The organism is Flavobacterium sp. FG139 (genome assembly GCF_057809695.1).
In genome coordinates this window covers 222,284-235,602 of record NZ_JBMDKL010000001.1, presented here as the reverse complement: position 1 = coordinate 235,602, position 13,319 = coordinate 222,284, and the positions used below count along the sequence as shown (strand labels likewise).

General features: G+C 33.9%; 14 protein-coding genes. 9 read left to right on the top strand and 5 right to left on the bottom strand.

Going from position 1 to position 13,319, the window contains the following annotated elements; translation table 11 throughout:
- Positions 1–44 precede the first annotated feature (44 nt).
- Together acs and ACODSI_RS01110 are read left to right on the top strand one after the other, a co-directional pair.
- Entirely contained in the window at positions 45–1,952 is a 1,908-nt protein-coding gene (gene acs, locus ACODSI_RS01115; protein ID WP_488914994.1) for an acetate--CoA ligase, read from the top strand.
- A 142-nt stretch (positions 1,953–2,094) separates the two neighbouring features.
- Complete coding sequence (locus ACODSI_RS01110) at positions 2,095–2,637, top strand: hypothetical protein (protein ID WP_488914993.1); 543 nt, start codon at positions 2,095–2,097, stop codon at positions 2,635–2,637.
- 13 nt (positions 2,638–2,650) lie between these two features.
- On the opposite strand, the gene ACODSI_RS01105 is transcribed toward ACODSI_RS01110, so the two are convergent.
- From ACODSI_RS01105 to ACODSI_RS01090, 4 genes are read right to left on the bottom strand one after another with little or no spacing between them, the layout of a single operon-like run.
- Positions 2,651–3,334 (bottom strand): SGNH/GDSL hydrolase family protein, encoded by a 684-nt coding sequence (locus tag ACODSI_RS01105; RefSeq protein ID WP_488914992.1) that lies wholly within the window; start codon positions 3,332–3,334, stop codon positions 2,651–2,653.
- A 43-nt stretch (positions 3,335–3,377) separates the two neighbouring features.
- Positions 3,378–4,271: a carbohydrate kinase family protein gene (locus ACODSI_RS01100; protein ID WP_488914991.1), complete on the bottom strand. Its 894-nt coding sequence runs from the start codon at positions 4,269–4,271 to the stop codon at positions 3,378–3,380.
- 1 nt (position 4,272) lies between these two features.
- Positions 4,273–5,601, bottom strand: coding sequence for a sugar porter family MFS transporter (locus ACODSI_RS01095; protein ID WP_488914990.1), 1,329 nt, complete (start codon positions 5,599–5,601; stop codon positions 4,273–4,275).
- A 13-nt stretch (positions 5,602–5,614) separates the two neighbouring features.
- Positions 5,615–7,117, bottom strand: coding sequence for a glycoside hydrolase family 32 protein (locus ACODSI_RS01090; protein WP_488914989.1), 1,503 nt, complete (start codon positions 7,115–7,117; stop codon positions 5,615–5,617).
- A gap of 214 nt (positions 7,118–7,331) precedes the next feature.
- On the opposite strand from ACODSI_RS01090, the gene ACODSI_RS01085 reads away from it, so the two are divergent.
- From ACODSI_RS01085 to ACODSI_RS01055, 7 genes are all read left to right on the top strand, one after another.
- On the top strand, positions 7,332–8,465 hold the full coding sequence (locus ACODSI_RS01085) for an NAD(P)/FAD-dependent oxidoreductase (protein ID WP_488914988.1): 1,134 nt from the start codon (positions 7,332–7,334) through the stop codon (positions 8,463–8,465).
- Complete coding sequence (locus tag ACODSI_RS01080; protein ID WP_488914987.1) at positions 8,455–9,168, top strand: methyltransferase domain-containing protein; 714 nt, start codon at positions 8,455–8,457, stop codon at positions 9,166–9,168. Before ACODSI_RS01085 ends, ACODSI_RS01080 begins: the two co-directional genes overlap by 11 nt.
- Before the next feature lie 75 nt (positions 9,169–9,243).
- Positions 9,244–10,296 carry a type III polyketide synthase gene (locus tag ACODSI_RS01075; protein ID WP_488914986.1) on the top strand — a complete coding sequence of 351 codons (1,053 nt, stop codon included), beginning with the start codon at positions 9,244–9,246 and terminating at the stop codon, positions 10,294–10,296.
- A 2-nt stretch (positions 10,297–10,298) separates the two neighbouring features.
- The gene (locus ACODSI_RS01070; RefSeq protein WP_488914985.1) at positions 10,299–10,727 is read left to right on the top strand and encodes a 3-hydroxyacyl-ACP dehydratase FabZ family protein; all 429 of its coding nucleotides are present in this window, start codon (positions 10,299–10,301) and stop codon (positions 10,725–10,727) included.
- Positions 10,724–11,995 (top strand): beta-ketoacyl-[acyl-carrier-protein] synthase family protein, encoded by a 1,272-nt coding sequence (locus ACODSI_RS01065; protein ID WP_488914984.1) that lies wholly within the window; start codon positions 10,724–10,726, stop codon positions 11,993–11,995. The genes ACODSI_RS01070 and ACODSI_RS01065 overlap by 4 nt, the downstream gene beginning before the upstream one ends.
- Positions 11,996–11,998: 3 nt before the next feature.
- A complete protein-coding gene (locus ACODSI_RS01060) occupies positions 11,999–12,253 on the top strand; it encodes an acyl carrier protein (protein ID WP_488914983.1) in 255 nt (84 codons plus the stop codon).
- Positions 12,250–12,729 (top strand): 4'-phosphopantetheinyl transferase family protein, encoded by a 480-nt coding sequence (locus tag ACODSI_RS01055; protein ID WP_488914982.1) that lies wholly within the window; start codon positions 12,250–12,252, stop codon positions 12,727–12,729. The genes ACODSI_RS01060 and ACODSI_RS01055 overlap by 4 nt, the downstream gene beginning before the upstream one ends.
- On the opposite strand, the gene ACODSI_RS01050 is transcribed toward ACODSI_RS01055, so the two are convergent.
- Positions 12,722–13,318 (bottom strand): 3'-5' exonuclease, encoded by a 597-nt coding sequence (locus ACODSI_RS01050; protein WP_488914981.1) that lies wholly within the window; start codon positions 13,316–13,318, stop codon positions 12,722–12,724. The genes ACODSI_RS01055 and ACODSI_RS01050 overlap by 8 nt on opposite strands.
- Between the last annotated feature and the right edge of the window lies 1 nt (position 13,319).

The window sequence follows — 13,319 nt, the reverse complement described above, 5'->3', positions numbered from 1 at the left end:
ACAAAACCAAAAGACTAATTACTAGTCATTAATCACTTAAAAAAATGAGTTACTATAAAATACACAACTTAGAGCATTACTTCAAAATGTATAAAAAATCGGTTCGGGAACCTAGAAAATTTTGGGACCGAATTGCCGACGAAAACTTTACCTGGTACCAAAAATGGGAAAAAGTATTGGAGTTTGACATGCAAGAAGCCCAATTTAAATGGTTTGTGGATGCCAAAGTCAACATTACGAAGAATTGTATCGACAGACATTTAGCCAAAAGAGGTGAAAAAACAGCCATCATTTTTGAACCCAATGATCCTAAAGAAGAAGCACAACACATTTCGTATAATGAACTGTATGCCAGAGTAGCCAAAATGGCAAATGTTCTAAGAGAACAAGGTGTTAAAAAAGGAGATCGTGTGTGTATTTATCTTCCTATGATTCCCGAATTAGCGGTATCCGTTTTAGCTTGCGCTCGTATTGGGGCAATACATTCAGTGGTTTTTGCTGGATTTTCATCATCTGCGGTGGCCGCCCGAATTAACGACTGTGATTGCAAAATGGTAATTACTTCTGATGGAAGTTATCGTGGTAACAAAGCCATCGATTTGAAAGGAATTGTTGATGAAGCTTTAGAAAAAACACCTTGTGTAGAAAGTGTTTTAGTGGTTAAAAGAACCCATACAACAGTAAACATGAAAGAAGGTCGTGATCAATGGTTGCAGCCTTTAATGGATGCGGCAATTCCGAATAATGTAGCTGAAATTATGGATTCTGAAGATCCATTGTTTATTTTATATACTTCTGGTTCTACCGGAAAACCAAAAGGAATGGTGCATACAACCGGTGGTTATATGGTGTATACGGCTTATACTTTTAAAAATATATTCAATTATGAAGAAAACGATGTGTATTGGTGTACCGCCGATATTGGTTGGATTACGGGACATTCGTATATTCTTTACGGACCCTTATTGAACGGAGCTACCACTGTAATATTTGAAGGTGTTCCTTCATATCCCGATTTTAGCCGTTTCTGGGAAGTAATTGAAAAACATAAAGTCAATCAATTTTATACCGCACCAACAGCTATTCGTGCTTTGGCAAAAGAAAGTTTGGACTATGTACAACGTTTTCCATTAAGTTCGTTAAAAGTAATTGGTTCGGTTGGTGAGCCTATCAATGAAGAGGCATGGCACTGGTACAATGATCATGTTGGTGGCAAACGTTGCCCATTGGTAGATACTTGGTGGCAAACCGAAACAGGCGGAATTATGATATCACCAGTTCCCTTTGTAACACCAACCAAACCAACATATGCATCATTACCTTTACCTGGAATTCAGCCGGTATTAATGGACGAATTGCGCAATGAAATTGAAGGCAATCAAGTAACTGGTAGTTTGTGTATCAAATTTCCATGGCCATCTATGGCAAGAACCATTTGGGGTGATCATCAACGGTATAAGGAAACCTATTTTACGGCATTTCCTGGTAAATATTTCACTGGTGATGGTGCCTTACGAGACGAAGTAGGATATTACCGAATTACAGGTAGGGTAGATGATGTTATTATTGTTTCTGGACACAATTTAGGCACCGCTCCTATAGAAGATGCCATCAACGAACACCCAGCAGTTGCTGAAAGTGCTATTGTTGGTTTCCCACATGATATTAAAGGAAATGCGCTTTACGGATTTGTGATTTTGAAAGAAGTTGGCGAATCTCGTAATCAAGAAAACTTGGCAAAAGAGATCAATCAATTGATTTCAGACCAAATCGGACCTATTGCTAAATTGGATAAAATACAATTTGTAAACGGCTTGCCTAAAACACGTTCGGGGAAAATTATGCGTAGAATATTACGAAAAATTGCCGAAGGCGACTTTTCTAATTTTGGAGATACTTCAACACTTTTAAATCCTGAAATTGTGGAAGAAATCAAAAATGGGAAATTATAGTTTTATAGTTTTATAGATTTATTTAGATTTTTAGTAAGAACTGCTCTAGAAATGGAGCAGTTTTTTATTTATATTCGATTGAAAAAATGAATATATTTGTTACATCAAGACTAACTTACCAGTCGTTTTTTAATTCCGTAATATGAAAAAAATAGCAGTTTTTATTATTTTAAATCTCAGCAATGCTATCTTTTCTCAAAAGATGATAATGGGACAAATTAAATATTGCTCGATATCATTTTTCTTCTTATTAACCCCCATTTTGTGGGCTCAAAACAAACAAATAACACCCGCCGGATTGTATATTTTAGAAAGTAAAACAATACTAAAAGATGGAGAAACCTTTGGAAATTCAGGAGAATTAAAAGTAGTAACTATAGACTCAGAACATCTTTTGGTAAGTTTAGAGGTGTCTATTGGAGCACCTAGTTACAATTCGGGTATAATGGTGGATACACTTTACTACAAAAATAACATTGCGATTTATAAAAATCAATGTGAAAGTGATGCGTCTTGTGTGATTACGCTTCAATTCTCAAAATCAGGTGTAACAGTGACTCAAGAACAAAATGATTTAAACTTTGGATGTGGATTTGGTCATGCCGTATTTGCGGATGGGTTTTATAAACGAAGAAAAAATAGCAAACCCACCCAAAAAGAGATTTTAGAAACAGAAAATAGATAATTCAAAATACAATTTAATTTTTAAACAATTGCTCTAACGATTTACTTAAAATAGTTTCCATTACTTTATAACCTTCTAAATTAGGATGAACTCCATCATCACCATAATTTTTTTGTAAGCCTTTTTGGTCGTCAACCATTGCGGTGTAATAATCTACATAAGTGATGTTATTTTTGGTTGCATATTTCTGAATCAGAACATTCAAAGCAATTACTTTTTCAGCAGGTTTTATTTTAGGATTCCAATTAAACTGGTTGGCAGGTAAGACAGAGCAAAGCACCACTTTAATGTTGTTAGCATTGGCTAATTCTACCATGGAAATGATATTTCCCATAATTTGTTCAATGGTTATAGGTCCGGTATTTTCAGCAATATCATTTATTCCTGCCAAAATCACGACCGCACTAGGTTTTAAATCAATTACATCTTGTCGGAAACGCAATAACATTTGTGGCGTAGTTTGCCCACTAATTCCTCTATCGTAGTACGGATTAGCACTAAAAAAATTACCATCGTTAACTTTCCAAAATTCGGTAATGGAATCTCCCATAAAAACAACGCTACCCTTAGGTATCGTTAGCGTAGCATTTTCTGTGGCATACTTATTTAAATTAGGCCAATCCTTTTTCATAACATCGTTTTGAGAGTTCATATAGAATGGAAATAAAACTAAAAACAAGACCATTTTTCGATTCATAATGCAATATTTAATAATTTATAAAGTTAAATAAATTTTGCTTCTAATTCTTTTTTAAATTCAAAAAAGCTTCAATTTCTGCATCAGTTATTACCGGATTTGCGCCTTTGTTTGATGCTACCAAAGCACCAACGGCACAACCAAATTCGACTGCTTTATGATAATCATCAGTATACAATACTTTAGACAATAATGCCGCTAAAAAGCTGTCACCAGCACCAATAGTATCCACTACAGCAACTTCAAAGCCTTCATTAGTATAAAACTGATTGTCAATGTATAAAACGGCACCGTCTTTACCTTTAGTAACGCAAATCGTTTTGGTATTGGTAAGGTTAGATAAAAATAAGATTGTAGCGTTTATATCAGTACTTTCAAAACCAAAAGCATGTGCAATTTCAAATAATTCTTCGTCGTTTAATTTTACAAAATCGGCTAACATCATCATTTCTTTCAAAAATTCAAATGAATAAAATGGCGGTCGAATATTAACATCAAAAACTTTGTATTTGGCTTCTTTTAAAAGTGTTAGTAAGGTATTTCTAGAAATAATGTCTCGGCAAGCCAATGACCCATAAACCAATGCATCAGCTTCTTTTACGGCCTTAATATTTTCTTTATTTAAGAGAATATTGTCCCATGCCGTTGGATACACAATAGTGTAGGTTGCACTGCCTTTTTCATCCAGTTTAACCAATACTTCTCCAGTAGCATGAGTGTGGTCTATTTGAATTAATGACGTATCTACATTTTTACTTTTAATGATTTCTAGAAGTTCAGAACCTAACTTGTCGTTACCAATTTTGGAAATCATTTTAGTAGCAATACCTAGCGATTGCAATCGTATGGAAACATTCATAGGAGCACCTCCAGCAATACTTTCTGAAGGCAGGACATCCCATAAAACTTCTCCAAAGCAAACTATTTTTTTAGACATATTAATTTTTATTAGATAAACTTTCGGATAATTCTTCTAAGGTTTGGCCTTTGGTTTCGGGCATTTTAAAATATACCCAAAGTAATTGGAGTACCATCATCAAACAAAAAATCACAAAAACGGTTGATGTTCCAATGGTTTTGAACAAAAAAGGAATGAACGATGGAATTAATGCGGCCAACACCCAATGCACTGAACAACCAAAGGCTTGACCTGCGGCTCTTAATTTATTTGGAAATAATTCGGAAATGAATACCCAAATAACAGCACCTTGTCCAATGGCATGAGAAGCGATAAACAAAAAGAAAAATAACGGCACCATCATGCCTTTCCATTCTAAAATAAAGGCGGTAGAAACTAATCCTAAAGAAATAATATAACCAACAGAACCTAAATACATCAGGGTTTTTCTGCCGTATTTATCAATCAAAGTAATCCCTATTAATGTGAATAATAGATTAATAATTCCGATTCCGATACTGCTTAAGAATGACGCCGATTTAGCTAAACCTGCCAATTCAAAAATTCGAGGCGCATAATATAAAAATGCATTTATACCCGAAAGTTGGTTGAAAAAAGCAATAAAAAACGCCAATAAAAGTGGTTTTCTGTATTTTTTCATGAATATAGTTTCGGCAATAGTCTCGTTGGATTTTTCCGTTTCTATTGCTGCAATTTCTTCATTTATATTTGCATCTGGATTGATTTCTTTCAAAATAGCAGCGGCACGATCTTTATCGTTTAAATATTCTAAAATCCATCTCGGACTTTCTGGAACACCAAAAACCAAAACCGTATAGATTAATGAAGGAACAGCTTGAATTCCCAACATCCAACGCCAAGAGTTTTCACCAATATCTTGTAAAAAATAGTTTGAAGTAAAGGCAATCAAGATTCCGAATACAATATTAAATTGGTACAACGCCACTAATTTCCCGCGGTCTTTGGCTGGTGCAATTTCAGAAACATAAGTCGGAGCTGCAATAGTGGAAGCCCCAATCCCTAATCCACCAATAAATCTAAAAAAGGCAAAAACCAGTGAGTCTTGCGCTAAAGAAGTTCCAACTGCCGATACAAAGAACAAAATTCCTATGATAATTAAAGTCTTTTTTCTTCCTAGTTTGTTGGTTGGAACGGCACCAAATATAGCTCCGATAACGGTTCCCCAAAGTGCAGACGACATGACTACTAGGCCATGATATAAGTCGGAACTGTTCCACAATGTCTGCAATTGCTTATCGGCACCCGAAATTACAACGGTATCAAAACCAAATAAAAATCCGGCCAAAGCCACTACAATTGACCAATAAAATATTTTTTTGTTATTCATAATTTGATATTTTTTACTTCCAAACTCTGGAAATAGATTTAATTTTTAGGTTGGTTAATGGAATATTATTTTTAGTGATGATACTCAAATTAGAATAATCTTCAGTTGGAAAAAACAAGTTGGTCATGGAGTATTTTCCTCCATTCAATAGTATTTCTACCGATGATTTGTCTAAAATAAGTTGAAATGAAGTGATGCTTTCATCTACCACAATCACTTGAGGTTTTGTAGCAAAAGTGTCGCTAAACTCTTTTTTTCCAGCATTCGTTCTATCGGTAATTAATTGGTTTCCGAAGGCTGTAATCGTATATACTTCACCTTTTGAATTGGATAACGTAATGATAACATTAGTTGGCTTTTCAAGATTGAACGAAAGTTCCGTTTGAGACAAATCGACATTTAATTTTTCAAATGGAGTAGTGGTTTTGTTTTCTTCAAATACCGTTTTAGTAATAGTATTGTATTGATTAACTATTTTTTGATTCAAATAAAACCCATTTTTATTTTTCATTAATGCTAACTCTCTAGGCAAGGTCATAGCGCTTCTCCAAGCCTCTGTAGGGACTTTAGTAGCATATTGCCAATTGCTCATCCAACCCAATAAAATGCGTTTGTTTTCCGGAACATTTGAAAAAGTTACAGCCGCATAAAAGTCGGTTCCATAATCCATCCATACTGATTTTTGGCTTGCGGTGAAAGTCTTTCCATTAAAATCGCCAACAAAATAGCGTGTTCCCGAACCGCCATTCGGACCTTTGTCACCGTGATTAACAATCATTACCCATTTATTTTCACCTGAAGCAGTTTTCATTTTAAACAAATCGGGACATTCCCAAACACCTAATTCTTTGATGTCATTTTCTGGTTTGAAATCACTTTCAAATTGCCATTGTTTTAAATTACTGGAAGACCAAATTTTAATCTTATCACCCACAGCCAATACCATATTCCACTTGGAGATAGCTTCATTCCAAAACACTTTGGGATCTCGAAAATCTTGTTCACCAGAATTGTTTAAAACCGGATTTTCTTTATATTTTGTCCAAGTTAATCCTTCATCTAAACTGTAGGCAATGCCTTGACTTTCTGGATTTTTTTTACCCGATTTCCAAATTTCATCGTTGTGATACGTAAAAATTGCTACCAAAGCATTTTTTCCAAATCCTGCAGAATTATTAGCATCTACAACAGCACTTCCAGAGAATATCCATCCCAATTGATCGGGATACAAAGCAATAGGCAAATGTTCCCAGTGCAATAAATCGGTACTTACAGCATGTCCCCAATGCATCGGTCCCCAAACAGTACCGTCGGGATAATACTGATAAAATAGATGGTATTTTCCATTCAAATAAATCAATCCGTTAGGGTCGTTCATCCATTTTGCAGTAGGAGTGAAGTGAAATTGTGGTCGGTAGAGTTCCGAATATGAATTGCTGTTTTGAGCATACCCAACAAAAAAACACATGGCTGAAAATAGATAAAAGTAATTTTTAATAGATGAGTAAATAGTCATAATAAATGTTATGTTACTGTAAAAAAAATAAATTTAAAATAAAAAAAACAATAACAAAGGTTATGTTGAAAAATAGTCCTATTACAGAAACGATAACGTTTTAGTTTTTTAAAAAAATCAAAATGATTATTCGTTTTAAAACCCAAAAACTTATAATATTTTAACACCATTCTACAATAGTTTTCTCAAATCAATTCACTAAATTTACTTAGGTATGAGAAATTCTGAAATAATTATTATTGGAGGAGGTTTGGCTGGATTAACAGCCGGGATACATCTTTCTAAGAAAGGTATTTCGGTAACCCTAATTGAAAAAAATGAATATCCAAAACATAAAGTTTGTGGTGAATACATTTCAAACGAAGTTCTTCCTTATTTAAAATGGTTGGACTTAAATATTTCTGATTTAAACCCTACAAGTATTGATACACTTGAATTTTCGACAGTAAAGGGAACTTCAATTAAAACCAAATTACCCTTGGGTGGATTTGGAATTAGTCGTTATGAATTGGATTTTTATTTGTATAAAAAAGCAATTTCTAATGGGTGTAAAATTCTTAAAGAAGAGGTAGAAGACGTTATTTTTGATAAAAGTACATTTACAGTTACAACAACTAGCCATACAATTTTATCTGCTGATTTTGTGATTGGAGCTTTTGGTAAACGATCCAATATCGATTTGAAGTTAAACAGAAAATTCATTAAACAAAAATCACCTTGGTTGGCTGTAAAAGCACATTATTCAGGGAATTTTCCTAATGATTTGGTAGGATTGCATAACTTTCATGGAGGCTATTGTGGTGTTTCAAAAGTCGAAAACAACAATATAAACATTTGTTATTTAGCTAAATACAGTTCGTTTAAAAAATATAAAAACATCAATGATTTTCAAAATTTGGTAGTAAGACAAAATCATAATTTGCATGAAATTTTTGAATCTACCACATTACTTTTTGAGAAACCATTAACCATAAGTCAGATTTCATTTGCAGAAAAAAAGCAAGTAGAACATCATATGTTGATGATTGGTGATACTGCTGGACTAATTCATCCGTTGTGCGGAAACGGAATGGCTATGGCGATTCACAGTGCCAAAATAGTATCGGAATTACTTATCGCATACAACACCTATGAAATTCGAACTCGAACGGATGTAGAAAAAAAATATGAAGAAAAATGGCAATCCCTTTTTGCTTCTCGACTTCAATTCGGACGGGTTTTATCTAAAGTGTTATTACGTCCAAAACTTTCTAAAGCGCTACTGCGTATACTAATAATGTTCCCATTTTTACTGAATACCATAATTTCAAAAACCCATGGAAAACCAATACCTATAGATGAAAATTAATACTAAAATTAGAACGAATGCTGCTGAAATCATGGACGATTTTACGTTAGAAGGTGAAGTTTTGCGTGATGCCTTAGATAAAATTGCCAAAATTAACCAGTTGTTAGGCGGAAACAAGCTAACTTTACAAGGCGTATTACAATTACTAACCAAAATCAATTCTGATAAAGTTATTACTATTGTTGATGTTGGTTGTGGAAATGGCGATATGTTGAGAACATTAGCCGAATACGCAGATGAAAATGAATTGAATTTTAAATTAATAGGTATCGATGCCAATTCATTTACTATTAATCATGCCAAAAGTTTATCGAAGCATTTTCCCAATATCAGTTATTTATGTGAAGATATTTTTGACGATAATTTTAATAAATTGCAATATGACATTGCCTTATGCACCTTGACCTTACATCATTTTAAAGACGACGAAATTTGCGAATTACTTTCGAGGTTTTATAAAAATGCTACTATCGGAATAGTTATTAATGATTTACAAAGAAGTGCTGTAGCTTATCGATTGTTTCAAGTATTATGCTTTGTATTTCGATTGAATGATATGTCGAGAGAAGATGGTTTAACTTCCATTTTAAGAGGCTTTAAAAAAGAGGAATTGAAACAATATTCCACTAAATTGGGTTTCAAAAAATACAATATTCATTGGAAGTGGGCCTTTCGTTACCAATGGATAATTGAAAAAGTTTAAAAAAATTAAAGGCTAAATAGTTTAAAATCAAGATTTATTTGAAATTGATTTTTGAAATTGAAATTGTCATTGAAAATGAGTGTAAAAATAGTTACTGTTGCCAAGCAATTGCCAAAATATTCTAGAACAACCGAAGAAATTTTGCCATTTCTCGATACTTGGTTGATTAATCAAGAGCCTCGTTTTATCAGAAAAGTAAAAAAAATTTTTGAGGGCGCCATGGTAGACAAGCGTTACTCCATTATGGATCCAATTGAGGTTTTTACCAAAACTTCTTTTGAAGAACGCAATGATATTTACATTAGAGAAGTGATTGATTTGGGCGAAAAAGTCTTGCAAAAAGCACTGGATAAAGCGCATTGGAAATCAACCGATTTAGATTTTATCATCACTGTGAGTTGCACCGGAATTATGATTCCGTCACTGGATGCCTATTTAATCAATTCATTGCAATTACGTCAAGATATTGTGCGGTTGCCTGTCACCGAAATGGGTTGTGCTGCAGGGATATCAGGTATAATATATGCGAAGAATTTCTTGAAAGCCAATCCCGGAAAACGAGCCGCAGTTATAGCTGTAGAAAGTCCAACAGCCACTTTTCAACTTGATGATTTTTCGATGGCAAATATTGTTAGTGCAGCTATTTTTGGTGATGGTGCAGCTTGTGTTTTACTTTCGTCAAATGAAGATGATGAAGGTCCAGAAATTATTGCTGAAGAAATGTACCACTTTTTCGACAACATTCACATGATGGGATTTAAATTGACCAATTCGGGTTTGCAAATGGTTTTAGATATTGAAGTTCCTGATACGATTGCTTCACATTTTCCCAATATCATTCATCCCTTTTTAGAAAAAAATAAATTACAGATTGAAGCCATTGATCATTTAATTTTTCATCCAGGTGGAAAGAAAATTGTCACTACAGTAGAAGATTTATTTTCTAATTTAGGCAAAAATATTAACGATACCAAAGAAGTATTACGATTGTATGGCAATATGTCGAGCGCCACAGTGCTTTATGTTTTAGAGCGAATTATGGATGCAAAACCACAAAAAGGCGAAAAAGGATTGATGTTAAGTTTTGGTCCAGGATTTTCAGCCCAACGGATTTTATTAGAGTTTTAAAAATGAATGCAGCAGAAATTATATCAAAATTACCGTATTCCAAACCTTTTTTGTTTGTGGATGAAATCACCGCTATTGATGAAAATGGAGTAGAAGGTAATTTTACCTTTAAAGAGGATTTAGATTTTTACAAAGGGCATTTCATAAATAATCCGGTGACACCTGGTGTAATTTTAACCGAAGTAATGGCGCAAATTGGAGTAGTATGTTTGGGAATTTATTTGTTAAATGAATCAGTCAATAAAAACACTTCAATAGTATTAACATCCAATGAAATAGAATTTTTAAAACCTGTTTTTCCGAATGAAAAAGTTACTGTAATTTCAAAAAAAATATACTTCCGATTTGGAAAACTAAAATGTAACGTAAAAATGATCAATCAACTAGGAATTGAAGTATGTAACGGTACTATTGCAGGAATGATGTTATGAAAAAAAGAGTTGTCATAACCGGTTTAGGAATTGTGGCTCCAAATGGAGTAGGACTAGACGCGTTTACTCATGCTATAAAAAATGGAATATCCGGAATAAAACACGATGCGGAACTAGAACGATTGCAATTTTCTTGTCAAATATCTGGCAAGCCGGAAATTTCAACCGAGTTGGCTTTACACTATTTTACCGAATTGGAATTGCGAAATTTCAATTCAACAGGAATACTTTATGGGGTAATTGCTGCCTTGGATGCGTGGAACGATTCAGGATTATCAATTGAACATAACGAAAAACCCGATTGGGATTCGGGAGCAATTTTTGGAACAGGAACATCCGGAATTGATAAATTTAGAGAAAGTATCTACAAAATTGACGATTTTCAAACTCGAAAATTAGGAAGTACTGCGGTGGCACAAACTATGAATTCGGGTGTAAGTGCATACATTGGCGGAAAGTTGGGATTAGGCAATCAAGTCACTACTAATTCGTCTGCTTGCACAACAGGAACCGAAAGTATTTTGATGGCGTATGAACGTATCAAATCGGGACAAGCCAAGCGCATTATTGCAGGCAGTACCAGTGATTCTGGACCTTATATTTGGGGCGGATTTGATGCCATGCGGGTTTGTACCTTCAAACATAATGATGTTCCTGAAAAGGGGTCTAGGCCAATGAGCGAAACAGCTTCTGGTTTTGTTCCTGGAAGTGGAGCAGGAGCTTTAATTCTAGAAGATTTAGAAACCGCTATCAGTCGTGGTGCCAAAATTTATGCTGAAGTTTTGGGTGGAAATCTAAATTCTGGCGGTCAGCGTGGAGAAGGCACAATGACAGCTCCCAACTCAGTTGCGGTACAAAAATGTATTGTGGATGCTATTGCAAATGCAGGTATTTCAGCACATGATATTGATACCCTAAACGGACATTTAACGGCTACTACCAAAGACAGTTTGGAGATTAAAAATTGGACAGAAGCATTACAAAGAAATGGCACAGATTTTCCGTATATAAATTCATTAAAATCAATGGTTGGTCATTGTTTATCGGCAGCCGGAAGTGTTGAAAGTGTCGCTTCTGTATTGCAAATTCATCACGGATTTGTTTTTCCAAATATAAACTCTGAAGATTTAAATCCAGAAATCACGTCATTAATCAATGAATCGAAAATTCCACAAAAAATAATTGAAAAAGACATTACTACAGTAGCCAAAGCCAGTTTTGGTTTTGGGGATGTTAATGGCTGTGTTATCTTTAAAAAATACCTATAAACTATGAACCAACAAGAACTATTAGAAAAGTTGAAAACAATTGTGAAGCCCTTTGTAAAAAACGAAGAAGCTTTTAATAATTTGTCTGAAGAGACTGATTTTATTAATGATTTGAATATTAATTCTGCCAATTTAGTCGATATTGTTTTAGATACCGAAGAAGTTTTTGATATAGAAATCGACAATGCTTCTATGGAAAAGATGCTTACTATTAAAGCGGCTATAGAAATTATTAATACTAAATTAGCAGAAAAGTGATAGGAAACGACATTGTAGATTTGACATTAGCTTACAAAGAGAGTAACTGGCAACGTAAGCGATTTTTAGATAAAATTTTTACACCTCAAGAACAGTATCAAATTCGTTCTTCAAAAACACCCGACTTAATAGTTTGGAGTCTTTGGAGTAGGAAAGAAGCTGCATACAAAATCTACAATAGACAAAGTGGCATTAGAAAATTCAATCCGATACACTATGAATGTTTTAATTTGGAAGCGGAAAAAGTGGTTTTTGACGATTTGCAATATTATACCCGAACCCAAATCAGTTCTGGGTTTATTTATTCCGAAGCAGTTGTCAATTTTAATGATTTTGACAAGATAAAACCCATTTTGAAACCATTAAAAATTTACAAACATAATGGAGTTCCGAATTATTTAGATCAAAATTTATTGCTGAGACCATTATCGATAACCCATCACGGAATGTTTGAAAGAGTAATAACCATTACTTGAAACCCAAACGAGATTTCATTTTTAGGAATAGTAACGCAATTGTAAATGCATCATCTGTTGTTGAAATTCGTTCTGTTGTGGATATTTTATACTGCGAACTCAATTCGTCTAATGAAAAGTTTTTATCGTTTATGTCGTGTAATTTTTTGTACATCACTTCAATATCCAATGCTTCGTTTTTCAGTCTACCGCAAGCTAATTTCTCTAGAGATTCGTTAATCATTTCAATATCAAAATTAATGCGATGCCCTACTAATGTTGCATTTCCAATATATTCAATAAATTTTTCCAAAGCATGTACTTCCGAAAGTTTGGGTTGTTCCGATTCTAATAAAAAATCATTTGATAAACCATTATCATGAAGAAATTTATATTGTGGAATGGTTACTTCAAAAACATCACCAATAAGAATATTATCGTTTACAATTCCGATTGCACCAAAAGATAGAATCACATCTTTTTTTGGATTCAAACCTGTAGAATCAATACTTAACGCTACATATCTGTTTCCTTTTTTTTCAAATTTTGACACATAAGTTTTCCAAAATTCGGGATGTTCTTTATTGATGTTTTTTAACCAGTCCAGCATA

Excerpts from the sequence above, each read along its gene's own strand:
- acs (WP_488914994.1), top strand. The coding sequence starts at position 45 with ATGAGTTACTATAAAATACACAACTTAGAGCATTACTTCAAAATGTAT.
- ACODSI_RS01110 (WP_488914993.1), top strand. The coding sequence starts at position 2,095 with ATGAAAAAAATAGCAGTTTTTATTATTTTAAATCTCAGCAATGCTATC.
- ACODSI_RS01105 (WP_488914992.1), bottom strand. The coding sequence starts at position 3,334 with ATGAATCGAAAAATGGTCTTGTTTTTAGTTTTATTTCCATTCTATATG.
- ACODSI_RS01100 (WP_488914991.1), bottom strand. The coding sequence starts at position 4,271 with ATGTCTAAAAAAATAGTTTGCTTTGGAGAAGTTTTATGGGATGTCCTG.
- ACODSI_RS01095 (WP_488914990.1), bottom strand. The coding sequence starts at position 5,601 with ATGAATAACAAAAAAATATTTTATTGGTCAATTGTAGTGGCTTTGGCC.
- ACODSI_RS01090 (WP_488914989.1), bottom strand. The coding sequence starts at position 7,117 with ATGACTATTTACTCATCTATTAAAAATTACTTTTATCTATTTTCAGCC.
- ACODSI_RS01085 (WP_488914988.1), top strand. The coding sequence starts at position 7,332 with ATGAGAAATTCTGAAATAATTATTATTGGAGGAGGTTTGGCTGGATTA.
- ACODSI_RS01080 (WP_488914987.1), top strand. The coding sequence starts at position 8,455 with ATGAAAATTAATACTAAAATTAGAACGAATGCTGCTGAAATCATGGAC.
- ACODSI_RS01075 (WP_488914986.1), top strand. The coding sequence starts at position 9,244 with ATGAGTGTAAAAATAGTTACTGTTGCCAAGCAATTGCCAAAATATTCT.
- ACODSI_RS01070 (WP_488914985.1), top strand. The coding sequence starts at position 10,299 with ATGAATGCAGCAGAAATTATATCAAAATTACCGTATTCCAAACCTTTT.
- ACODSI_RS01065 (WP_488914984.1), top strand. The coding sequence starts at position 10,724 with ATGAAAAAAAGAGTTGTCATAACCGGTTTAGGAATTGTGGCTCCAAAT.
- ACODSI_RS01060 (WP_488914983.1), top strand. The coding sequence starts at position 11,999 with ATGAACCAACAAGAACTATTAGAAAAGTTGAAAACAATTGTGAAGCCC.
- ACODSI_RS01050 (WP_488914981.1), bottom strand. The coding sequence starts at position 13,318 with ATGCTGGACTGGTTAAAAAACATCAATAAAGAACATCCCGAATTTTGG.